Annotated in this window: 15 protein-coding genes and 1 pseudogene; 4 read left to right on the top strand and 12 right to left on the bottom strand. The window is 67.9% G+C overall.

The genetic code is table 11. The annotated features are described in order from the left end of the window. Positions 1-5 precede the first annotated feature (5 nt). Both LGN17_RS14290 and LGN17_RS14285 read right to left on the bottom strand, forming a co-directional pair. The gene (locus tag LGN17_RS14290) at positions 6-3788 is read right to left on the bottom strand and encodes a DUF748 domain-containing protein (protein WP_226197378.1); all 3783 of its coding nucleotides are present in this window, start codon (positions 3786-3788) and stop codon (positions 6-8) included. Between the two features lie 148 nt (positions 3789-3936). Further along, entirely contained in the window at positions 3937-5373 is a 1437-nt protein-coding gene (locus tag LGN17_RS14285) for a DUF1254 domain-containing protein (RefSeq protein WP_226197377.1), read from the bottom strand. 717 nt (positions 5374-6090) lie between these two features. On the opposite strand from LGN17_RS14285, the gene LGN17_RS14280 reads away from it, so the two are divergent. Then, positions 6091-9189, top strand: a complete 3099-nt coding sequence (locus LGN17_RS14280; RefSeq protein WP_226197376.1) for a heavy metal translocating P-type ATPase — start codon at positions 6091-6093, stop codon at positions 9187-9189. 142 nt (positions 9190-9331) lie between these two features. Here LGN17_RS14280 and LGN17_RS14275 read toward each other — a convergent pair whose 3' ends face one another. The 4 genes from LGN17_RS14275 to LGN17_RS14260 form a co-directional block, all read right to left on the bottom strand. Then, a complete protein-coding gene (locus LGN17_RS14275) occupies positions 9332-9811 on the bottom strand; it encodes a GNAT family N-acetyltransferase (protein WP_226197375.1) in 480 nt (159 codons plus the stop codon). A 150-nt stretch (positions 9812-9961) separates the two neighbouring features. After that, positions 9962-10117 (bottom strand): hypothetical protein, encoded by a 156-nt coding sequence (locus LGN17_RS14270; RefSeq protein ID WP_006481665.1) that lies wholly within the window; start codon positions 10115-10117, stop codon positions 9962-9964. 176 nt (positions 10118-10293) lie between these two features. After that, positions 10294-11841 (bottom strand): flagellar hook-length control protein FliK, encoded by a 1548-nt coding sequence (locus LGN17_RS14265; protein WP_226197374.1) that lies wholly within the window; start codon positions 11839-11841, stop codon positions 10294-10296. Between the two features lie 92 nt (positions 11842-11933). Beyond that, complete coding sequence (locus LGN17_RS14260; RefSeq protein ID WP_226197373.1) at positions 11934-12632, bottom strand: MgtC/SapB family protein; 699 nt, start codon at positions 12630-12632, stop codon at positions 11934-11936. Between the two features lie 114 nt (positions 12633-12746). On the opposite strand from LGN17_RS14260, the gene LGN17_RS14255 reads away from it, so the two are divergent. Continuing rightward, positions 12747-13856 carry an AGE family epimerase/isomerase gene (locus LGN17_RS14255; RefSeq protein ID WP_226197372.1) on the top strand — a complete coding sequence of 370 codons (1110 nt, stop codon included), beginning with the start codon at positions 12747-12749 and terminating at the stop codon, positions 13854-13856. Here the strand turns inward: LGN17_RS14255 and LGN17_RS14250 are convergent. Then, entirely contained in the window at positions 13829-15448 is a 1620-nt protein-coding gene (locus LGN17_RS14250) for a methyl-accepting chemotaxis protein (protein WP_175952654.1), read from the bottom strand. The two genes, LGN17_RS14255 and LGN17_RS14250, sit on opposite strands and share 28 nt — an antisense overlap. Before the next feature lie 270 nt (positions 15449-15718). On the opposite strand from LGN17_RS14250, the gene LGN17_RS14245 reads away from it, so the two are divergent. Next, positions 15719-16162 (top strand): PaaI family thioesterase, encoded by a 444-nt coding sequence (locus tag LGN17_RS14245; RefSeq protein ID WP_011353771.1) that lies wholly within the window; start codon positions 15719-15721, stop codon positions 16160-16162. 84 nt (positions 16163-16246) lie between these two features. Here the strand turns inward: LGN17_RS14245 and LGN17_RS14240 are convergent. The 3 genes and pseudogenes from LGN17_RS14240 to LGN17_RS14230 form a co-directional block, all read right to left on the bottom strand. Continuing rightward, a pseudogene (locus LGN17_RS14240) lies at positions 16247-16453 on the bottom strand (type II toxin-antitoxin system RelE family toxin); the annotation flags it as partial. Further along, a complete protein-coding gene (locus tag LGN17_RS14235) occupies positions 16443-16691 on the bottom strand; it encodes a type II toxin-antitoxin system Phd/YefM family antitoxin (RefSeq protein ID WP_226197371.1) in 249 nt (82 codons plus the stop codon). The gene LGN17_RS14235 and the pseudogene LGN17_RS14240, both read right to left, overlap by 11 nt. A 118-nt stretch (positions 16692-16809) precedes the next feature. Continuing rightward, positions 16810-17862 (bottom strand): CaiB/BaiF CoA transferase family protein, encoded by a 1053-nt coding sequence (locus LGN17_RS14230; protein ID WP_226197370.1) that lies wholly within the window; start codon positions 17860-17862, stop codon positions 16810-16812. Positions 17863-17944: 82 nt separating this feature from the next. Here LGN17_RS14230 and LGN17_RS14225 point away from each other — a divergent pair, with 82 nt between their 5' ends. Beyond that, positions 17945-18802, top strand: a complete 858-nt coding sequence (locus tag LGN17_RS14225; protein ID WP_226197369.1) for a hypothetical protein — start codon at positions 17945-17947, stop codon at positions 18800-18802. Between the two features lie 105 nt (positions 18803-18907). Here LGN17_RS14225 and prpF read toward each other — a convergent pair whose 3' ends face one another. After that, positions 18908-20098 (bottom strand): 2-methylaconitate cis-trans isomerase PrpF, encoded by a 1191-nt coding sequence (gene prpF / locus LGN17_RS14220; protein WP_226197368.1) that lies wholly within the window; start codon positions 20096-20098, stop codon positions 18908-18910. A gap of 24 nt (positions 20099-20122) precedes the next feature. Beyond that, positions 20123-22717, bottom strand: coding sequence for a Fe/S-dependent 2-methylisocitrate dehydratase AcnD (gene acnD / locus LGN17_RS14215; protein WP_226197367.1), 2595 nt, complete (start codon positions 22715-22717; stop codon positions 20123-20125). Between the last annotated feature and the right edge of the window lie 59 nt (positions 22718-22776).

Below are 22776 nucleotides of genomic sequence, written 5' to 3'. Positions count from 1 at the left end.
CCCGCTTACTGCAGGCCGAAGTCGACGCGGGTGGTCGCGCCCTTGTCCTCGATGCCCTTCGCATCGAGCTTCGGCGCGACGACGAACACGCGGCTCGAATCGATCTTCCCGTCGAGGTACTGGCGCACGGCCTGTGCACGCTGCTGCGCGAGCGCACGCAGCGCGTTGTCGTCGGCCGGCGCATGTTCGGCGAGCGCCTTCTTCATGTCGGCGTCGGGCAGCGTCTTCTGCAGGCCGATCAGGTTGCGCGGCTTCTTGAAGTCGGCGGCCTTGTACGCGCGCGTCAGGTACTTGCTGTACTCGGCCGGCTCGACCTTCACCGACATCGGGTCGATGCTCTCGCCCTGCCCGACCACGTCCTTCAGCTTCTGCTGGCGCACCAGCCGGTCGACGTACGCGTCGCCGAGCCCGGACGTGTCCTTCGCCGGATCGACGCGGCCGATCAGGTCGAGGCGGATCGACGGCTTCTCGGTCAGCATCTTCACGACGGTGTCGAGCTTCTTCTGCTGCGCGTCGTCGAGCTGGTACGAGCCCGGCGCGAATTCGACGTAGCCGAGATCCTCGCCGCCGCTGCCGAACGCATGCGCAAGCAACGAGAACGGCGACGTGACGGCCTTCGCGATCAGGTTCAGCACCGCGCGCCAGATCAGCCCGCCGACGCTGAACTCCGGATTCGACAGCGAGCCGGACACCGGCAGGTTCACGTCGATCTGGCCGCGCGTGTTCTTCAGCAGCGAGATCGCGAGCTTCACCGGGAGCTTGGTCGCCGTGTCGTTCTCCACATGGTCGCCAAACGTGAGCTGGTCGATGAAGATGTGGTTGTTCGCCTTCAGCTGGTCGTTCTCGAGCGCGTAATGCAGGTCGACGTTGAGCTTGCCCTTCGTGATCGGATAGCCCGCGTACTTCGCGGAGTACGGCGTCAGGTTGGTCAGCTCGATGTCGTGCGCGGTCGCGGTGAGGTCGAGCGCCGGCTTCTCGATCAGCGGATTCACCGAACCCTTGATCGAGATCGGCCCGTTGCCCGCGAGGTTCGCGGCGACGTCGACCGGCGCGGACGTCGTCGAATCCGTGCCGAACGCGCCGACCGTGCCCTTGATTGCGACGAGGTTCGCCGTGTAGTTTGGCTTGATGAAGTTGTCGGTGTACGTGACGCGGCCGTTCTGCAGCAGCAACTCGCCGAAATGCATCCGCACCGGGTTCTGCGGCGGCTGCGCGGCCTTCACGACCACCGTCGCCGACGCGGCGGCCGGCGCGGACGCCTGCTGCGCAGCCGCCGGCGCAGATGCGGCCTGCGGCGACAGCGCCACCGGCTCGCCCTTGCTCGCGTCACGCGTGAGCGATTGCGCGGGGCCCGATTCCTTCGCGACCACGTCCTTCAGATTCAGGCGCCCTTGCGCGTCGAGCAGCACGCGGCCGTAGAAGTTCGAGAACGTCACGCGCGCGGCGTCGACGTCGGTGCCCTTCTCGTCATAGTTCGCCTTCAGGTTCGTCAGCGCGAGCGAGCGCCAGCCCGCGAACGGGTCGGAGGTCGCCTTGTCGAGCATCCGCACGTCGACGAGCGCGACGTCGCCGCGATAGGTCGCACGCGGCGCGTCCTTCACCTGCGCGAACGTCAGGTTGCCCTGCGCGTTGAGCAGCGCGCTGGCGATCGTCGCGTTCAGTGCGCTGCCGAAGTACGGCTCGAATGCGGCCGCGTCGAGGCGGTTGCCGTTGATCTTCAGGCCGAGCTTCAGCGGCTGCGCGGTCACGTCGCCCGTCACGTTCAGCGAACCCTTGCGGTTCAGCGTCGCCTTCAGCTGCACGGGCAGCGGCTTGGTCATGTCGTCGCTGATCTTCTGCACCGACAGGTTCAGCGGCTTGAGCGCCAGCTTCACCGGGCGCGGCGTCGACAGGTCGGTGAAGTTCGCGGCCGCATCCTTCACGTTCAGCGCGTCGATCCGGTAATGCCACGAGGGCGCGGCGGCCTCGGCCTTGCGTGCGACCGTGCGCTTCGGCACCGACGCCTGCGCGGGTTCGGCCAGCGCCGCGAGGTCGATCTTGCCGTCCTTCAGGCGCTGCACGTCGAGCGCGAGCCCGCTGGCGTCGACGCTCGCGATCTCCGCGGTGCGCGTGGCCACGTCGACCTTCGCGATCTTCGCGCTCGCGTCGGGCAGCACGATCGCGGGCGCCTTCGCGTCGGGCGTCGCGATCTTCAGCGACTTCAGGCTGACCGTGCTGTCGGCGACCTGCGCGGCGAGCGGCGTCTTGCCCCAGTCGGCCTTCGCGTTGACGGTCGCGCCGAGCGTGCCGTCGAGCACACGCGCACGGGTCGCTTCGCCGAGGTACGGCTGCAGCGCCGGCAGCGCGAGCACGGCGACCGTCAGCTTGCTCTCGACCTGCTTCTCCGCGAGATTGAACGTGCCTTCGGCCGTCACGTCTCCGCCGCGCGACAGCGACGTCGACAGCGTGTATTTCGCGGGCGTCTTGCCCTGCATCGAGAAGCCGTCGAGCGTCGCGGCGAGCTTCGTGAGCGACAGCGCGGTCGGCGTCGCCGGCACGCGGTCGTCCACGTTGACCGTGCCGCCGTCGATCGCGAAGTGACGGATCGTCAGGTCGAGCGGCGGCGCCTCCTTCGCGCCGGCTTCGGCCTTTGCGCCGCTGGCGGCCGTTTCGGCGGCGGCGGAAGCGGTCGCGGCGCCCGACGCCGCCAGCTTGCCCTCGGCAGCCTTCGGCGCGGCTGCCGGCTGCGCGGCGAGCTTCTCGACGTTCAGCACGCCCTGCTTGTCGCGCGACAGGTCGACCACCGGCTGGTCGATCCGGATCTCGTCGAAGTGCATCGCGTTGCGCAGCGGCTCGAGGCTGGCCGCCGCGACGTGCACGCCGCGCGCGGCGAACAGCGGCGCGGACGCGTGGTCGGTCACCTTCGCGTCGTTCAGGTCGACGGTGCCCGATACGCGCAGCGCGGGCGTCTCGCCGCTCATCACGAAATCGATCTTGAGGTCGCTGCTCAGCAGGCCGCTCGTCACGGCCACCGGCAGCTTCGCCGGCACGTACGAGATCAGCTTCGGCACGTCGAGGCCGTCGAATTTCAGCGCGATCTCCGATTCGCGCGACTCCGCGAACGGCTTGGTCTTGCCGTCGATCGCGATCGGGCTGCCGTCGAAGCGCGCCCGCAGCTTCGGCTCGACGAAGATATCGGTCTTCGATGCCAGCGTCGCGATGTACGGAATGCCGAGCGTCCAGTTGTCGACGACATGCTTTTCGTTCAGCAGGCGGTCGTCGAAATCGATCCGGCCGTTGTTGACCTGGATGTTCGACACCGAGAACTGCGTCGGCTTGCTTTCGGGTTTGGGCGACGGCGTCGAGAACTTCTCGATCAGGTCGGTGAAGTTGAAGCGCTGCGCGTCGTAGCGGACGATATGAAAGCGCGGCGAGTCGAGGCGGACTTCATTGACGATCGGCGCGCCGCGGAACAGCGACGACCACGACGGCCGCACGACGAGCTTCGCGATGTCGATGAAGTCGCCCTGCCCGCCCTTGTCGCCGAGATGGATGCCGTCGGCTTCGAGGTTCAGTGTGTACGGGTTCAGCGCGATGCGCTGGATCGTGGCGGGCCGGTCGAGCTGCTTGCTCAACTGCTGCTCGGCGATATGGCGGATCAGCGGCGGCGCCGCGAAGAACCCGAGCAGTCCGAATAAAACGAGGAAGATCAGCAGGCCGATGCCGATGCGCCGGGTCCGGCGCGAGCGTGCAACGCCACCGAGGGCATGGAGGGTCGAGGATACGGTTTCTTTGTCTGCGCTTGCCATGCTTGAATGTCTCGGGATGGAATGCCGGGCCGCACCGGACAACCGGGCGGCCGTGCACGCTATCCCGAAAGTATAGGCTCAGGAGGTGACGGTACGGGGTTCGGGCGCCGTCGCGCCCGCCGGTCGGACAACGCCGCCGGTCATCCGTTCATTTCCGGACGACGACGGGCGGCATCCACGAGCCGTCGCTCGCCTGCGGCTTCGGCGCGTACAGGCGCAATGCGAGTGCGAAATCGGTACGCGGCGCCGGCAGCCAGTTGGCCGCATGCGTGCCGCCCGGCGACGCCGACACGATGATGTCGATCGAGCCGTCGCGGTTGCGGCGCAAGCGGTCGCGATCGCCGAGCGAGCGGCGCGCCGATCCGACGTCGGGCAGCGCGCCGTTCGTCGTATAGGGCGTCAGCGTCCAGAACGCGCGCACCGGCGGCAGCACGCCCGGCGCGAAATGCAGCACGTAGCGGTTCGCACCGTTCAGCGCATGACCGTCGCTGTCGACGCGGACGACCGCGAGCGTTTCGTCGTCGCGCGTCGCGGTGCCGAACTGCGTGTAGGCCGCGTACGCGCGCAGCGTGTAGTCCTGACCGTACTTGCCGGCCGTATCGCCGATCCAGCTCCAGCCGTTCGCGTTCAGCAGGTTCGACGGCGGGGTCGCGAGCCGCGCGCGCGCCTCGGCGACGCCGGCCGTCGCGGCCGCGAGGCGGTCACCCGTCCACAGCACCGGGTAGCCGGCCGACACGCCGATGTCGCCGAGCAGCTCCAGTGCGTGCGCGTCGTCGCCCGGTGCCGGGTTGTCCTGCAGCGCCTGCGCGAAGCGCGCGAAGAACGCCTTCGGATCGAGCGCCGCCACCTGCTCGGCCGCCGTGCCGCCGCCCACCGCTTCGGACGGCCCGCTGCCCGCATGGACCGCGACCGACGCGCCGCGCGCCGCGCCTGTAAAGACAGACAGCGGCACCACGCGGATCGCACGCTGCAGTTTCTTCGCGTTCGTCAGGTCGCGCCCGCCGCTGGTCTGCAGCCGGACTTCGAGCCACGCGTTGGCCGACGGGACGTCGATCCGGACCGCGCCCTTCGGCAGCGTGCCCTGCCAGTCCTTCGCGGCGAAGGCAATCGTTTGCGATCGCGGGCCGCCGCGCGCCCCGCGTGCGGCCACGCTCGACGACGACCACAGCACGTTCGTCCACATGTCGAGTGCGCGCGCATCCCAGTAACGGCCGCGGGTGTCGGGCAACGTGACGATCACGGGTTCGGCAGCGACGTCGAGCCAGCCGGTCGAGTCGAGCGTGTCGACGCCCGGCAACGGCGGATTGACCGCGCCGACAGGCGGCAGCGCCTGCGCGTGGCGCAGCGTGTTGAGCGGCGCCTGCCCCGGTTGCGCACCGTCGCCGCCGGTCGCCGCTTCCTTCGCGACGTCCATCAGCACGAGCGGATACGCGTAGACGTAGGAGTCGGCGACTTCCGCGCGCATCCAGCCGGTTTTCCGCTGGATTGCGTCCGGTTGCGACGCGCACCCTGCTAGCAACGCCGCCATGGCCAGCGACGCGCACACGCGCCGCAGAGAAACTGATTCCTGCTGGTTTTCAATCATCGATTACTGGCCGAATATCGTTCTTTTCAGTCAACGCCTTGTTCGACTTGCGAATGGCGAAAACAAGGCGCCCCAGCCTGCCCGGACAACCGTTTCGCTACGGTTCGTAACGGTGGGCGCTGATGTCAGGCCGGTATCATAGCGCCTCAGGGCATCCCCCAATATGCCGATTAGCTGGCGGCGCGTATCCGAGCGCCGTGCAGGTTCGAAATCTTTCGCCGGATCCTCAGGCAAATTGGGGTGGCATCGAAGCGGTTTCAGCCGGCTTCGTATCTGTCTCGGCGCCGATCGAGCCGGCATCCGGATTGACAAGGGGTGTCGCTATTGACGCCATTCCGCATGGCAAGCGATTGGAAGATCCTCGAGCAAATGGGGCGCGAGCCCGCGAATGTGCGATTCGGCGATCGGTTCAAGGTCTGCGACGCACACTTCGGACCGGCCCCGCCAATCCGGTTCATGCCATGCCATTTGCGAGACACAGTGGCAAGGCGCCCTTGAGCGAACAGAACGATCGCGTGCAGGCACATGACGCCCGGCTTTCCGCCCGGAAGCCGGGCGTTGGCTTTTTCCAGTCCGTGGCACCCTGTGAACAGTAATGGCCTCGAGCCGATCCGCCCGCCTTGCATCGCATCGCCATGCACCGCTTGACCTTACCATCATGGGAATGTTGATACTGGGATCATTGGCGGCATGAGCCGCGCAATCAGGGAATCCGACATGACTGAACCACTTGCCTCCGCAGCGCTGCATACGATCGAGCTGAGCGTCGACGGCATGCATTGCGGCGGCTGCACGGGCCGCGTGCAGCGGGCGCTGGCCGCGGTGCCGGGCGTCGTCGAAGCGACGGTCGACCTCGACACTCACACGGCGACCGTGACCGCGCAAGAAACGGTCGAAGCCGCACAACTCGTCGATGCGGTCAGAGCAGCTGGCTATCGCGCCGCCGTGCGTGCGCCGGTGCTCGAAGCCGCCACGACCGTGCATGCCCATCCTGTCGAAGCGTCGCCCACGCCGATGGCTGCGGCCACTTCCATTGCCATTGCCAGCCGGCAGCGGCCGGCCGACAGCACCGTCATCGAACTCGATATCGACGGGATGACCTGCGCATCGTGCGTGTCGCGTGTCGAGAAAGCGCTGGCGAAGGTACCGGGCGTCACGCGCGTGTCGGTCAACCTCGCGACCGAACGGGCCACCGTCGACGCCACGGCAAACATTTCCGCCGCGCAACTGGTGGACACCGTCAAGCAGGCCGGCTACGGCGCGACGCCGACCGTAACGGATGCCGGCGTCGCCGCGTTCACACCTTCGTCGCCTGCCGCGCCCGCCAGCATCGAACTCGATATCGACGGGATGACCTGTGCGTCCTGCGTGTCGCGCGTCGAGAAGGCGCTGGCGAAGGTGCCGGGCGTCACGCGTGCGTCGGTCAACCTCGCGACCGAACGGGCCACCGTCGACGCCACACCCGACGTGACCGCCGCCCGGCTCGCCGAAGCCGTGAAAGAAGCCGGCTATGGCGCGACGCCGGTTGCCGGCGGGGCAATCCCGCCGGTAGCCGCCACCGCCCCCGCCGATCTCGAACTCGACATCGGCGGGATGACCTGCGCGTCCTGCGCCGGCCGCGTCGAAAAGGCGCTGGCCGCCGTGCCGGGCGTCGCGCGCGCTTCCGTCAACCTCGCGACCGAGCGTGCGTCGGTGCACGGCGCCGGCGCGCTCGATGCCGCCGCGCTGATCGCGGCCGTCACCACAGCCGGCTACCGCGCGTCGCTCGCCGCCGCGTCTTCAGACGGTGCGACGACCGGCACTGCCGCGCAACCGGCCAGCTCGCCGCAAGACCCCGACGCCCGCAAGCGCCGCGAAGCGATTCGCGAACGCAACCTCGTGATCGGGTCCGCCGTGCTGAGCGCGCCCCTTGTCGCACCGATGCTCGTCGCGCCGTTCGGCATCGACCTGATGCTGCACGGCTGGCTCCAGCTCGTGCTCGCCTCGATCGTCCAGTTCGGCTTCGGCGCGCGTTTCTATCGCGCCGCCTGGCATGCGGTGAAGGCGCGCACCGGCAACATGGATCTGCTCGTCGCGCTCGGCACGTCGGCCGCGTACGGGCTGAGCCTGTGGATGCTGCTGCGCGACCCCGCGCATCCCGGCCATCTGTATTTCGAGGCGTCGGCCGTCATCGTCACGCTGGTGCGCTTCGGCAAATGGCTCGAATCGCGCGCGAAGCGCCAGACCACCGACGCGATCCGCGCGCTGAACGCGCTGCGTCCCGACCGGGCGCGCGTCATCGAGCACGGCGTCGAGCGCGACGTGCCGCTGGCGCAGGTGCGCGTCGGCACCCGCGTCAGCATCCGCCCCGGCGAGCGCGTGCCCGTCGACGGCCGGGTCGTGTCGGGCCGCTCGCATATCGACGAATCGCTGATCACCGGCGAAAGCCTGCCCGTGCCGAAGGACGACGGCGACGCCGTCACGGCCGGCTCGATCAACGGCGAAGGCGCGCTCGTCGTCGAAACCACGGCGATCGGCGCGGAAACGACGCTCGCGCGCATCATCCGCCTCGTTGAATCCGCGCAGGCCGAGAAGGCGCCGATCCAGCGGCTCGTCGATCGCGTGAGCGAGGTGTTCGTGCCGACGATCCTCGGCATCGCCTTGCTGACGCTGGCCGGCTGGCTGGTCGCCGGGGCCGGCACGGAAACCGCGATCCTCAACGCGGTCGCGGTGCTCGTCATCGCGTGCCCGTGCGCGCTCGGCCTCGCGACGCCCGCCGCGATCATGGCCGGCACGGGCGTCGCGGCCCGGCACGGCGTGCTGATCAAGGATGCGCAGGCGCTCGAACTCGCGCAGCGCACGACCGTGATCGCGTTCGACAAGACCGGTACGCTGACCGAAGGCAAGCCGTCCGTGACGGCGTTCGAAGCCGTCGGCGTGCCGCATGACGAAGCGCTCGCGCTCGCGGCGGCGGTACAGCGCCAGAGCGACCATCCGCTCGCGCGCGCCGTCGTCGCCGCGCACGATGCCGACCTGGCCGCACGCGGCGCTGCGGTGCTGCCGTCGGCCGTCGCCGCCGATGCGCGTGCGGTGGCGGGACGCGGCGTGGAAGCACGCGTCGGCGGCCAGTTGCTCGCGCTCGGCAGCACGCGCTGGCGCGACGAGCTCGGCATCGCGGTGCCGCCCGCGCTCGACGCCCGCACGGCGGAGCTCGAACGCGCGGGCAACACGATCTCGTGGCTGATGCGCGCCGATGCGCCGCGCGCGTTACTCGCGCTGATCGCTTTCGGCGACACCGTGAAGCCGGGCGCCCGCGACGCGATTGCGGCGCTGTCGGCGCGCGGCGTCGCGAGCGTGCTCGTGACAGGCGACAACCGCGGCAGCGCGGCCGCCGTCGCGGCGACCCTCGGCATCGGCGAGGTGCATGCGCAGGTGCTGCCCGACGACAAGGCGCGCGTCGTCGCCGAGCTGAAGCGCACGCATGGCGGGATCGTCGCGATGGTCGGCGACGGGATCAACGATGCGCCCGCGCTCGCCGCGGCCGATGTCGGCATCGCGATGGTGACCGGCACGGACGTCGCGATGCACACGGCCGGTATCACGCTGATGCGCGGCGACCCGGCGCTCGTCGCCGACGCGATCGACATCTCCCGGCGCACTTACCGGAAGATCCAGCAGAACCTGTTCTGGGCGTTCGTCTACAACCTGGTCGGCGTGCCGCTCGCGGCGCTCGGCTGGCTGAACCCGGTGATCGCGGGCGCGGCGATGGCGTTTTCCAGCGTCAGCGTCGTGACCAACGCGCTGTTGTTGCGGAGATGGAAGGGGCGCGCGCGGTGACGCGTGCCGGTGACGTATGCCGAGCGGCCGGATGGCCGTTCGGCACTTTCGCCAAGCGGAAGTAGCGAGAGAGTGGGCCGGTATTGGCCGATCGCGGCGAGTCGAATCGCCAGCGCATGACGATGCGGTGCCGGCGGCGGCTTCAGTCCGAAATGACTGGCTTGATCAAGGTCGTCGTGATCGGCGCGAAGCCGCAAGCACGATACAGCGCGCGGGCCGCCGCGTTGTGATTGAACACCGACAGCCCGATCTCGGTGACGCCGTACCGGCGCGCCTCGGCATCGAGCGCTTCGAGCGTGCGCGTGGCCCAGCCCTCACGGCGCCGGGATGGGGCGATGTCGAGGTCGTAGATGAACAGCGTGCGGTTCGGCCCTTCGGGCACGATCGCGTACCAGAGGTCGCCCACCGCGTCGCCGCTGGCGCCGTCGATGAGCACCACGAGGGTCTGGCCGGAGGTACGCAGGCCGTCCGGCAGCAGCGTGTCGAAACAGGCGCGCGCCCGGTCGGCCGCGTCTTCGACAGCATTTTGTCCGGATGAAACGAGATCGTTCGCGTAGCCGTCGATGGCTCGCGTGCGGTACGCGTGGAATTCGCTGGCCGTCATCGGTCGCATCTGCAGCATGGCCCGGTCACCATGAACGGAATCGAGCTTCCAGTGTAGCGGGACGGTCGCACCGGCGCGTGATGCGGCGGCGGAAAGCGGGCAGGCAGGTGCGGCGAGCGCCCGCGCTGACAGCGAATCAGCGAATCAGCGAATCAGCGAATCAGCGAATCAGCGACGGTACAGGACGATCGGCACGAGGTGCGCACGGCGCACGCGCTCGGCTTCGGCACGACGCGCTGCGTACGAGTATTCGGCGTCGAGCGGCAGGTGCGGGGACACGAAAAGGTCGTCGATCTTTTGCAGCAGGGCGAGGATGAAGCTCATGTGAGACTCCTGACAGATGTGGCTAGGGTTTTCCCTTAGATTGACTCCATTCTAAGGGTTTTCCCTGAACTCTGCCAGCGCGCCGCATCAGTTTGCCGCGTGGACGCGACGGCCGATCGCCGAAACATAACGGCGATCCTTGCGCCGTCGGCGCTCCCAGGATAGGGTCGAAACGATTAACGCGTACGGCGAGCACGCTTCGCGACGGCCGCCTCGCGATTCGCGTTGCGCTGAAGCCTGTCGACCTGCGACAGAAGCGCTTCGTGATGCTCCTCGAGCGTCATCAGCGTTGCCTGCTGCGTCGACAGATCGGCCGCGAGGCGATCGATCCGCTGCTGCTTCGTGGCTGCGTCCTGCTTCAGGTGCGCGATCTGCCGCGTCTGCATCACCAGCGCGACGAGCCCGGCCAGCACGACGACGGCCAGCGCCAGCAGCAGGCGGTTGACGCGGCGCATCTCGCGATCGGCCACGCGCGTCAGGCCGTCCACGTCGGCTTGCAGGGCGGCGAGCCGGTCGGTCAGCGGGCGCAGGTGTATATCCGGATCGAAGGCTGGCACGGCCGGTTGCGCGCGCTCCGCCGACGGCTTCGTGACAAAGGAGGCAGCGGAAGCCATCGGCTGCGTGACGGGGGATACGGTGGCGTCGGCACGCGGCGCGGCGTCATGGGTGTTCGCGGTGTTCGCGGTGTTCGCGGTGTTCGCGGTGTTCGCGGTGTTCGCGGTGTTCGCGGTGTTCGCGGTGTTCGCGGTGTTCGCGGTGTTCGCGGTGTTCGCGGTGATTGCCGGCTTGGCCGGCTGCGTCGACATCTGCGGCTCGACCGTCGCCACCGGGTCCGGCGTCGTGCTCGCCCCGGCCGCCTCCGGCGCCGTGTCGACGCCCGTCACGACCGGCGCGGATTGCTCCGCTGTCACGTCGCTTGCACCGGCAGTCGCCCGGCGCTTGCCGCCCGACGACGCACGACGTTCCTTCACGGCGCCATCGGAAGATCGCCGATCGCGGGATTTGACGGCAGCAGCAGCCACAGCCTTCTCGACTTCACCGCCAGCCGCTTGAGATTCGGTCGCCTTCGCCGCAGCATCATCGGTTGCTTGCAGCTGGGTCGCCACCGTGGCGGCGCCATCGTCCGCAGGCACATCGGCGGCCTTCGTCGCAGCGCCATCGGTTGCTTGCAACTGGGTCGCCACCGTGCCGGCACCATCGTCCGCAGGCACATCGGCGGCCTTCGTCGCAGCGCCATCGGCCACGGAAATATCGACAGCCTTCATCGCAGCGGCGCCAGAAGCCGGCACGACGCCGGCGTTCGCAACGTCCTCGCCTTCAAGCGCCGAAACGCCATGCGCCACGGTCGTGATTTCCCGGATCTCCGCACCGTCTGCTGGTTCCGCCAGTCCTGCCGTGGCCACACCTTCCGGCGTGCTGAACCCGTCCAGCGCGGCCTGCCGTCCGGAGGCCACATCGTCCGCGACATCGACGGCCGCGTCGATTTGCGAACCCGCTTCGTCACGCGCCGCAGCCGGCGCGCGCTCACCCGGCTCGAGCACCGGATCGCCAAAAAGGTCGAGCGTCCGTTCGTCCCGCGACGCCTCACCGGCCGGGGCACTGCCAGGCCGCGCCGTCGCCCTTGCGGATGTACTGCCCGCGGCGGCAGCCGAACGCTGACGAGAACGGGCCGACGAACGATTGGAACGGAAGCGGGAGCGAGGCGAGGAAACGGATTCGGTCATGGAAATCGGATGGCAGGGCCCGCAAGCGCGGACCCGGATGTCGAACGGAATCGGTGATCGTCCATTGTCGCATGCCCCGCAACCGATTCAGCCTATTCGTCGCCCGACAACCCGTTGCCCTCTTCGAAACGCGTCACGCCCTTCAGCGCACGCAGCTTGTCGCAGATCGCCCGGTATTCGAGTTCAGACACCCGCGCGAGCGCGATGCGCACCTCGTCGTGCTCGCCCGTGTCGTCGGCGCGCTGCACGATGAACTGCTTCACGCGCGCACTGTCCGAGCCGAGCGCCGCGTGCAGCGAATCGAAGTTCAGCGTGCCGCTCACGACCGTCAGCGCGAGCTGGCGCCGCTGGCGCACCGTGAAGTAGCGCCGCTCCAGCGGCTTGATGCCGGCCAGGATGATCAGGATGATGAGCGTCGCCGAAATCGACGCGACGTAGAGCCCGCCGCCCACCGCGAGGCCGATCGCGGCGACCGACCACAGGCTCGCGGCGGTCGTCAGCCCGCGCACGATCTCGCCGCGCAGCAGGATCGAGCCCGCGCCGAGGAAGCCGATGCCCGACACGACCTGCGCGGCGATCCGCGACGGATCGAGCACGATGTGCTCGTTGCTGCCGAGCACGTCGGCGAACCCGAACGCCGACACGATCATGATCAGCGTCGAACCGACACAGACGAGCATGTGCGTGCGCAGGCCGGCCGCCCACGCCAGGCGCTCGCGCTCGAAGCCGATGACGCTGCCCAGCGCCGCCGCGAGAACGAGCCGCATCACGAGTTCCAGGTTGCTCAGCATGCGATTTATCTCCTTTTTTGGTGCCGGCCGTGCGGAATGTTTTATCCTTGGCCCCGGCCGCTCCGCTCCTCCGGGCCGCGCCGACACGTTTCGAACCCAGTGCTCAACCCCGTCATGTCCGTTTCCGACTCCGCTTCCGCCCAGGCCGCCCAGCTGCGCCACCACTTCGCGCACGTCGTCTTGCCGATCTGGCGGGGTTCAGGGTTCGACCACACGTTGCAGCTGCCGTTCGAGGCCGTCGATCCGGCCACCCACGCGCCGATGCCTGTCACCCGTTATCGCGCAATGGCCTGCGCGCGGCAACTGTTCGTGTTCGCGCAGGCCGGCGACACCGCGCACGCGGCCGCGCTGTTCGACGCGCTGGGCCGGCACTTTCGCGACCCGCGCCACGGTGGCTGGCACTACAGCGTGGACGCGCAGGGCGCACCGCTCGACACGACCAAGGATCTCTATACGCACGCCTTCATCGTGTTCGCGTGCGCCGCGTGGTATGCGGCGTCGGGCGACGCCGCCGCGCGCCAGGCGGCCGAGGAGACCGCCGCGCTGATTCAGGACCGTTTCACGCCGCGCCCCGGCGACGCGCTGCTCGATGCGGCGCGCCACGCCGATTTCTCGTCGTCCGGCAGCGGGGCGCTGCAGAATCCGCTGATGCACCTGACCGAAGCCTGGCTCGCGGCGGCCGATGCATTCGGCGACGCGGCGTTCGACGACGCGCTCGCGCACACCGCGCAGGCCGTCGAGCGCACATTCGTCGACACGGCAACCGGCTGCGTGGCCGAGCTGCCGCTCGGCGCGGCCGACAACCGTTTCGAGCCCGGCCATCAGTTCGAGTGGTTCTATCTGGTCGATGCGGCCGGCGCGCGGCTCGCACAGACCGGGCTCCCCGGCGCGCTGGCGCGCGCGTTCGCGTTCGCGGAGCAATACGGCGTCGATGCGCAGACGGGCGGCGTCTGCGCGGCGCTCGACGCGCAAGGCGCGTGTATCGACGGCACACAGCGGATCTGGGCGCAGACCGAGTACCTGCGCGCGCTCGCGACGCACGGCGGCACGCCGGCCTCCGCGCCGCTCGCGCGGCAGATCGAACGCTTCGCCGCGCGCTTCCTGCATCCGCGCGGCTGGTTCGAGTGCAAGACGGCTGACGGGCAGGTGTCGCGCGCCGACATGCCGTCGACGACGCCCTACCACCTCGCGACCGCCTACGCGGCGCTGCCGGCCGGCGCGTAACCTGCGTCGGCGCGCGACGGCGCCGCGCGCTCGCCGCGTGCGGCGCGGCCATCGCCCAGTTCGAACACCGACACCGCCTGCATCAGGTGCGCGGTCTGGTCGTTCAGCGACGCGGCCGCCGCCGCGACCTCCTCCACCAGCGCCGCGTTCTGCTGCGTGAGCTGATCCATCTGCGTGACGGCCTGGTTCACCTGCTCGATCCCGACGCTTTGCTCGACCGACGCCGCCGTGATTTCGGACATCGTCTGCACGACGCGCGTGATCGACGCCGACACCGTCCGCATCGCATCGCCGGCGCGCTCGACGAGTTCCGCGCCGCCGTTGATCTGCGCGACCGAATCCTCGATCAGCGCCTTGATCTCCTTCGCCGACTGCGCGCTGCGCTGCGCGAGCGAGCGCACTTCGCCCGCGACGACCGCGAAGCCGCGCCCCTGTTCGCCTGCGCGTGCAGCTTCCACCGCCGCATTCAGTGCAAGGATGTTGGTCTGGAACGCGATGCCGTCGATCACCGAGATGATCTCCGCGATCCGCCCCGAGCTTTGCGCGATACCGCGCATCCGGTCGATCACGCTGTCGACCACCCCGCCGCCGTGGCTCGTCGCCTCGAGCGCCGCGTCGGCCAGCGCGCTCGCCGCGCGCGCACTGTCGGTGTTCTGCCGGACGGTCGCCGTCAGTTCCTCCATGCTCGCGGCCGTTTCCTCGAGCGATGCGGCCTGGGTGCCCGTGCGCGCCGACAGGTCGGCGTTGCCGCCCGCGATCTCGCCCGCGCCGAGATGGATCGCGTCAGACGCTTGACGCACCGTGCGCACGGTACCCGCGATGCTCGTCTGCATCGCGGCGAGGCCGCGCAGCATCCGGTCGATCTCGAACACGCCGCCTGCCCGCACGACTTCATCGAGCCGGCCCTGCGCGATCCGCTCGAAATGGCGGCCGGCCTCTTCCAGCGGCGCGACGACCGCGCGCCGCGCGGCCGCGTAGATCGCCGCGCTCGCCGCGAGCATCGCCACCAGCAGCACGATGCCGACCGACTTGAACCAGAGCATGCCGCCGTCGATCGTGTCGAGCGCCGTGCGGCTCGATGCGGCGCCATAGTCGGTAAAACGGCGCAGCTCGGCGACGTAGGCGTCCTGGATGCTCTGCGTCGGCTGATCGAGGAATGCCTGGATGTTGTCGGCGTCGAGGAACTGTACGAGCTCGCCCAGCGCGCCGCGCAGCGCGCGATAGCGCTCGGCGAGCGCCGCGACGCGCGCGCGGTTCGTATCGTCGACCGGCTGCGCGGCCGTCAGCGCGGCGAACGCCTTGTCCGCTTCCGCGAGCGAAACGCCCGCATGGCGAATGATGTCCTCGGGTTTCGGGCCGCCGCGCACCATCCGCGTGCCGGCGCGCGACAGGTTGATGCGCGCGTCGAGCAACTGCTGGGTCGCCTGGCTGGCCGCCTCGACCTGCGTGATCGCGACGTTCGACAGATCGTCGACCCCGCTGCGCGTCGATTTGAGCGCCCAGAAACCGAGCGCCTCGATCGCGAACAGGAAAAGGCAGAACACGGTCAACACGCCGAGCAGACCCGACGCGAGCTTGATTTTTCCAAACATGGGGGAGATTCCTGGAAAGCGGACGATGAGGCAATGCCCCGGCATTAGCGGCATTTCTTCGTCGGACTTTAGGTGCGGACGGCGGCGAAGTTCGCGTTGCCCGCGCATTCCCGTCGAATTGCCCGCAAACAGGGAAATCTACGGCATTCGACGCAATAATCGCGTCGCCTCGCGCCGGAAATTGCACGAAATGCGGACGAATTTCCTTGCTTATCCGCATCCCCCTTCCTAGAGTTCAGCGCAAGCGGGCGCTCATTTCGAGGAAAGTCGATGACCGACATCACGGACCACGCGCGCGGCGCATTGCGCGCGCAACCGTTCAGCATGCTGCTGGGCACGGAGCTGATGCACATCGGCGACAACGAAGTGTCGCTGTGCCTGCCCGTGCGCGAAGAACTGCGGCAGCAGCACGGTTTCGTGCACGGCGGCGTCATCAGCTACCTCGCGGACAATGCGCTGACGTTCGCCGGCGCGCTCGTGCTCGGCCCGCGCGTGATCACGGCGGAATACAAGATCAACTACCTGCGGCCGGCCGTGAACGGCACGCTCGTCGCCCGCGCGAAGCTCGTCTATGCGGGCCGGCACCAGGCGACCTGCCAGTGTCATGTGTTCGTCATCGACGGCGATCACGAGCGGCTCGTCGCGATCGCGCAGGGTACGATCAACCGCGTCGGCGACGGCAAGATGCCGGATGCGCCTGAGGAAACGGCGTGAGCGGCTGCCCTGCCCGAGGTCAATGGGAGAAAAGGCGAACACGCAGCGCGTATCGCGCTAGCGTTTCCTTGGGGCGAGATGAACCGCATCGCGCACTTCGTATACGAGACGATAGCCGACACTGCGCAGCTCGATCTTGTAGCGGTCCGGATGACCGTGCAGCTTCGCCGAGGGAATACGACGATTCTCGAGCGGTTCGGCGAGTCTGGCCTTGAACTGATCGCGAACGGTGCGATCGAGCTTCTTCCACTCCTTCAACGCAGGTTCGAGAAAGGCGAGCTCAAAGGTCATTCAGCTTGACCTTGACGGTTTTCTCCTTGGCGTGCGAGTCAGCCAGCGCGTTGTCTTCGATATCTTCGAGACGTTCGACCATCGCCTCCCATGTCTTCGCCGGAATGCAATAGAACGCAGGCTCGTTGTGATTCAGGATCGCGACCGGGAAGCCCTCGCCCGCCGCAACGGTTCCCATCGGGTTCCGCTTCAGCTCCGAGACGCTCGCCGTCACACTGGCCAGGATGGTGTGGGGCATGTCCGCTCCTTTTTCGATTGAATTTCCATTGCACTTTATTTGGCACCATATTTAGCACGATTCCAGGTGCCATACCGGCCATGCCGAATTCGCTCCCGAGCCGTAAAGTTCGGCACGCCTACTCGGCCTCACCGCCCGTCAGCGGCAGAAACCGCGGCGCCACCCGCGCGCGCACGTTGCCGTTCTCATCCGTCCGATAGATCCCGCGCGCCGCGTTGTGCGGATGCGCGGCCGCGTCGGCCACGCTCAATACCGGCGCGAAACACGCGTCGGTGCCCTCCAGCAGCGCGCGCCAGTGCGCGGACGGCTGCTGCGCGAACACGTCGGCGAAACGCGCCTTCAGCGCCGGCCAGCGCGCGCGGTCGTACTGCGACGCCGGATCGACGTCGGTGAGCCCGAGCCGGGCGACCAGCAGCGCATAGAACGGCGGTTCGAGCGCGCCGATCGTCACGCATTCGCCGTCCGCGCAGCGATACACGTCGTAGAACGGTGCGTCGTGGAAGAGGCTCGGCTGCGCGCCGTCGAGCTGCCCGTTCGCGCGCGCCCACAGCGCAAGCGAACCGAGCATCGACACGATGTCGACGATCGCGCCGTCGACCACGCGCCCCAGGCCGCCGCCGCGCACATCGAACAGCGCGCAGACGATCCCGAACGCGAGCCCGAGCGCGCCGCCCGCATCGCCGACGACGGTCGGCGGCAGGCCCGGCCGGCCGTCGTTCGGTGCCGATAGCGACAGCAGCCCGGTCAGCGCGACGTAGTTCAGGTCGTGCCCGGCCGCGGCCGCGAGCGGGCCGTGCTGGCCCCAGCCGGTCATCCGCCCGTACACGAGCTTCGGGTTGCGACGCGCGCAATCGTCGGGCCCGAGGCCGAGCCGCTCCATCACGCCGGGCCGCAGCCCCTCGATCAGCGCGTCGGCCTGCGCGATCAGGTCGAGCGCGACGTCGCGGCCGGCCGTTGATTTCAGGTCGAGTTCGACGATCGTCTTGCCTTCACGCAGCAGGTCGCCGTCGCGGGCCTTCAACGCGTCCGGCGCGCTCGTGCGGCCGGACGGGCGTGCGACCAGCGTGATCCGCGCGCCCATCCCGGCGAGCATCCAGCCCGCGAGCGGGCCGGGGCCGAGGCCTTCGAATTCGACGATGTGGATGCCTTCGAGAGGAAAATTCATCGACATACGATTCTCCTTTAACGGTTGCAGATCAATCAAGGGCGTCGCTCGATCGTATAGACCTCCAATCCATGAGAAACCGTCCGCAATGCAGCCGACATCCCGCAAATCCAACACGGAGGTGATTCGCGTACATATTGACCAGGCCGCATCGGTAATTAATCATCAATATGTTTTTAAGGTCGGAAAACCAATCCACTCGTTCCGGGAAAAATCCATGAGCGTCACAAATAGCGAATTCTTCAAGATCCTGAAAGCTCTTGACGAAATGAAGCCCTTGTCACCCAGATCGACACAGACTAGATTCGAAAAATGGGTAGCCCGCATCGCCAGTGTTTTTCGATGGTCTGGTGCGGGTCTATTTGTCGTGTTGTTAGCCTTCGCCGGATGGGTCAAATTTTTTCGCCCTATCCACGGAAGTTGGCTGACAGTCGCGATATTCATCGGGATCGCATCAATGATTTTCTCCTTGGTGTCTCTCATTGTCGACGTCATACCAGCCGCAACAATGCTCGCACGCTTTAAGAAGAATTCCCTCGAACAACTGATCTTGGAAATCGATCACGACTCGGAGCAAGCAAAAAAGCTTCTGATTTTTGACAAGAAAACACTGGAAAAAACGGATTCTTGGCTCTCGATCAGGATCACTCGAATCAGGGAGCGACTAGGCTTTTTCCTAGGAGGAGCGGACAAAGTCGCCATTTTGGCCCTCGGGAGTATGGGCTGGGCCACGGTCAACGCAATCAAGAACCTGGAACAGGGCTGGCAACAAGACTTGTTCCTCTACGGCGTTGCATTTCTGGGTGGCCTTGCCATTGGTGGCGTCATGCTGAACCTAATCGTACGACGGTACACCTATCAGCGAGATTTGCTCGCTCTAGCGCTGGACCGCCTCAACCGACGCGACGAACTGGATCGCTTGCGTCAGGAGCAGCGCCGCAGATAGCGGGAAAGTCGACAGCCTCCTCAGTCTGTTCCGAATGGGGTGGTGGGCCGCATGTGTTCCTCGACGCGCGGCCTTCCTGTCGCGATATCACCACGAACGCACACCCTAGAACGCATCCCCCGGCACCCTCACCCAGCCTTCCATCAGCACGCGTGCGCTGCGGCTCATGATCGCCTTTGTGACGGTCCACTCGCCGTTCTCGAACTGCGCTTCCGCGCCGACGCGCAGCGTCCCCGACGGATGCCCGAAGCGCACCGCGTTGCGTTCGCCGCCGCCCGCCGCCAGGTTGACGAGCGTGCCGGGGATCGCCGCGGCCGTGCCGATCGCGACCGCCGCCGTGCCCATCATCGCGTGGTGCAGCTTGCCCATCGACATCGCGCGCACCAGCAGGTCGACGTCACCCGCGTTCACGCGCTTGCCGCTCGATGCAACGTAATCGGCCGGCTTCGCGACGAACGCGATCTTCGGCGTGTGCTGCCGCGTCGCGATTTCATCGAGCGTGTCGATCAGGCCCATGCGCAGCGCGCCATGCGCCCGAATCGTCTCGAACTTCTCGAGCGCCTTCGCGTCGCCGTTGATCGCGTCCTGCAGCTCGGTGCCCGTATAGCCGATCGCTTCCGCTTCGACGAAGATCGTCGGAATGCCCGCGTTGATCATCGTCGCCTTCAGCGTGCCGACGCCCGGCACCGCGAGATCGTCGACGAGGTTGCCGGTCGGGAACATCGACCCGCCCGCCCCCTCTTCCTCGGCGGCCGGGTCCATGAATTCGAGCTGCACCTCGGCGGCCGGGAACGTGACGCCGTCCAGCTCGAAATCACCCGTCTCCTGCACCGCGCCGTTCGTCACCGGTACGTGCGCGACGATCGTCTTGCCGATGTTCGCCTGCCAGATTCGCACGGTCGCGATGCCATCGCGCGGCACGCGCGCGGGATCGACGAGCCCGCCGCTGATCGCGAACGGGCCGACTGCCGCCGACAGGTTGCCGCAGTTGCCGGTCCAGTCGACGAACGCCTTGTCGATCGAGACCTGCCCGAACAGGTAGTCGACGTCGTGGCCGGGCCGCGTGCTCTTCGACACGATCACCGTCTTGCTGGTGGACGACGTCGCGCCGCCCATCCCGTCGATCTGCTTGCCGTACGGATCGGGGCTGCCGATCACGCGCAGCAGCAGCGCGTCGCGTGCGGCGCCCGGCGCCTGCGCGGCGTCCGGCAGATCCTGCAGCCGGAAGAACACGCCCTTGCTGGTGCCGCCGCGGATATAGGTCGCGGGAATCCTGATTTGAGGAATGTGAGCCATGTCTGTGTTCTCAAGTTGCGCGGGTCACGCCGCCTGCGACGATTCGAGGAAGTCCTGCGCGAAGCGCTGCAGCACGCCGCCCGCTTCGTAGATCGACACTTCCTCGGCCGTATCGAGCCGGCACGTCATCGGCACCTCGACGCGCTCGCCGTTCTTGCGGTGAATCACGAGCGTCAGGTCGGCGCGCGGCGTGCGCTCGCCGATCACGTCGAAGGTTTCGGTGCCGTCGATGCCGAGCGTCGTCCGGTTCGTGCCCGGCTTGAACTCGAGCGGCAGCACGCCCATCCCGATCAGGTTCGTGCGGTGGATCCGCTCGAAGCCTTCGGCGGCGATCGCCTCGACGCCCGCGAGCCGCACGCCCTTCGCGGCCCAATCGCGCGACGAGCCCTGGCCGTAGTCGGCGCCGGCCACGACGATCAGCGGCTGCTTGCGATTCATGTACGTCTCGATCGCTTCCCACATCCGCATGACCTTGCCTTCCGGCTCGACGCGCGCGAGCGAGCCCTTCTTCACCGCGCCGTCGACCACCGCCATCTCGTTGACGAGCGTCGGGTTCGCGAAGGTCGCGCGCTGCGCCGTGAGGTGGTCTCCCCGGTGCGTCGCGTACGAGTTGAAGTCTTCTTCCGGCAGGCCCATCTTCGCGAGGTATTCGCCGGCCGCGCTGTCCAGCAGGATCGCGTTCGACGGCGACAGGTGGTCGGTCGTGATGTTGTCGCCGAGCACCGCGAGCGGGCGCATCCCCTGCAGCGTGCGCTCGCCGGCCAGCGCCCCCTCCCAGTACGGCGGGCGGCGGATGTACGTGCTCTGCGGCCGCCAGTCGTACAGCGGCGCCGCGCGCTCGCCCACATCGGCGCTGCGCGCGAACATCGGCTCGTAGACCTTGCGGAACTGCTCGGGCTTCACGCTCGACGCGACGATCGCATCGATCTCCTCGTCGGTCGGCCAGATGTCCTTCAGCGTGACGGGCTTGCCGTCCCGGTCGTGGCCAAGCACGTCCTTCTCGATGTCGAAGCGGATCGTGCCGGCGATCGCATACGCGACGACGAGCGGCGGCGACGCGAGGAACGCCTGCTTCGCATACGGGTGGATGCGGCCGTCGAAGTTGCGGTTGCCGGACAGCACGGCCGTCGCGTACAGGTCGCGATCGACGATCTCCTGCTGGATCTTCGGGTCGAGCGCACCCGACATCCCGTTGCAGGTCGTGCACGCGAACGCGACGATGCCGAAGCCGAGCTTCTCGAGTTCGGGCAGCAGGTTCGCTTCTTCCAGGTACAGCTCGACCGCCTTCGAGCCGGGCGCGAGCGAGCTCTTCACCCACGGCTTGCGCGTCAGGCCCTTCGCGTTCGCGTTGCGCGCGAGCAGGCCCGCCGCGATCACGTTGCGCGGGTTGCTGGTGTTCGTGCAGCTCGTGATCGCGGCGATGATCACCGCGCCGTCGGGCATCTCGCCCGCCTTCTCTTCCCACTCGCCGGCGATCCCGCGTGCGGCGAGGTCGGACGTCGGCAGCCGCTTGTGCGGGTTCGACGGGCCGGCCATGTTGCGCACCACGCTCGACAGGTCGAACGTCAGCGTGCGCTCGTATTGCGCGTTGTCCAGCGTATCGGCCCACAGGCCCGCCGCCTTCGCATAGGTCTCGACGAGCTTCACCTGCTCGTCGCTGCGGCCGGTGAGGCGCAGGTAGTCGGTCGTCTGGCCGTCGATGAAGAACATCGCGGCCGTCGCGCCGTATTCGGGCGCCATGTTCGAGATCGTCGCGCGATCGCCGAGCGTGAGGCTCGCCGCTCCCGCACCGCGGAATTCGAGGTACGCGCCGACCACCTTCTCCTTGCGCAGGAACTCGGTCAGCGCGAGCACGATGTCGGTCGCGGTGATGCCGGGCTGGCGCTTGCCGGTCAGCTCGACGCCGACGATGTCGGGCAGGCGCATCCACGACGCACGGCCGAGCATCACGTTCTCGGCTTCGAGGCCGCCGACGCCGATCGCGATCACGCCGAGCGCGTCGACGTGCGGCGTATGGCTGTCGGTGCCGACGCAGGTGTCCGGATACGCAACGCCGTCTTGCGCCTGGATCACCGGCGACATCTTCTCCAGATTGATCTGGTGCATGATGCCGTTGCCCGGCGGGATCACGTCGACGTTCTCGAACGCCTTCTTCGTCCACTCGATGAAGTGGAAGCGATCCTCGTTGCGGCGATCCTCGATCGCGCGGTTCTTCGCGAACGCGTCCGGATCGAAGCCGCCGCATTCGACGGCGAGCGAGTGGTCGACGATCAGCTGCACGGGCACGACCGGGTTCACCTTGGCCGGGTCGCCGCCGCCGTCGGCGATCGCGTCGCGCAGGCCGGCGAGATCGACGAGTGCGGTCTGCCCGAGGATGTCGTGGCACACGACGCGCGCCGGGAACCACGGGAAATCACGATCGCGCTTGCGCTCGATGATCTGCTTCAGCGAATCGGCAAGGATCGCCGGATCACAGCGGCGCACGAGGTTTTCGGCGAGCACGCGCGACGTGTACGGCAGCGTGTCGTAGGCGCCGGGCGCGATCGCTTCGACCGCGGCACGCGCGTCGAAATAGTCCAGCGACGTGCCGGGCAAGGGTTTGCGGTGGGCGGTATTCATGGTGTGGGGCGGGAAATCAGGGGATGACGTCCGGCGCGCGCCGGCCGCCGGCGCGCGGC

It is taken from the genome of Burkholderia sp. AU30280, from assembly GCF_020420125.1.
Lineage (GTDB): Bacteria > Pseudomonadota > Gammaproteobacteria > Burkholderiales > Burkholderiaceae > Burkholderia.
The sequence above is the reverse complement of the archived record's forward strand: the minus strand, read 5'-3'. Positions and strand labels throughout refer to the sequence as shown.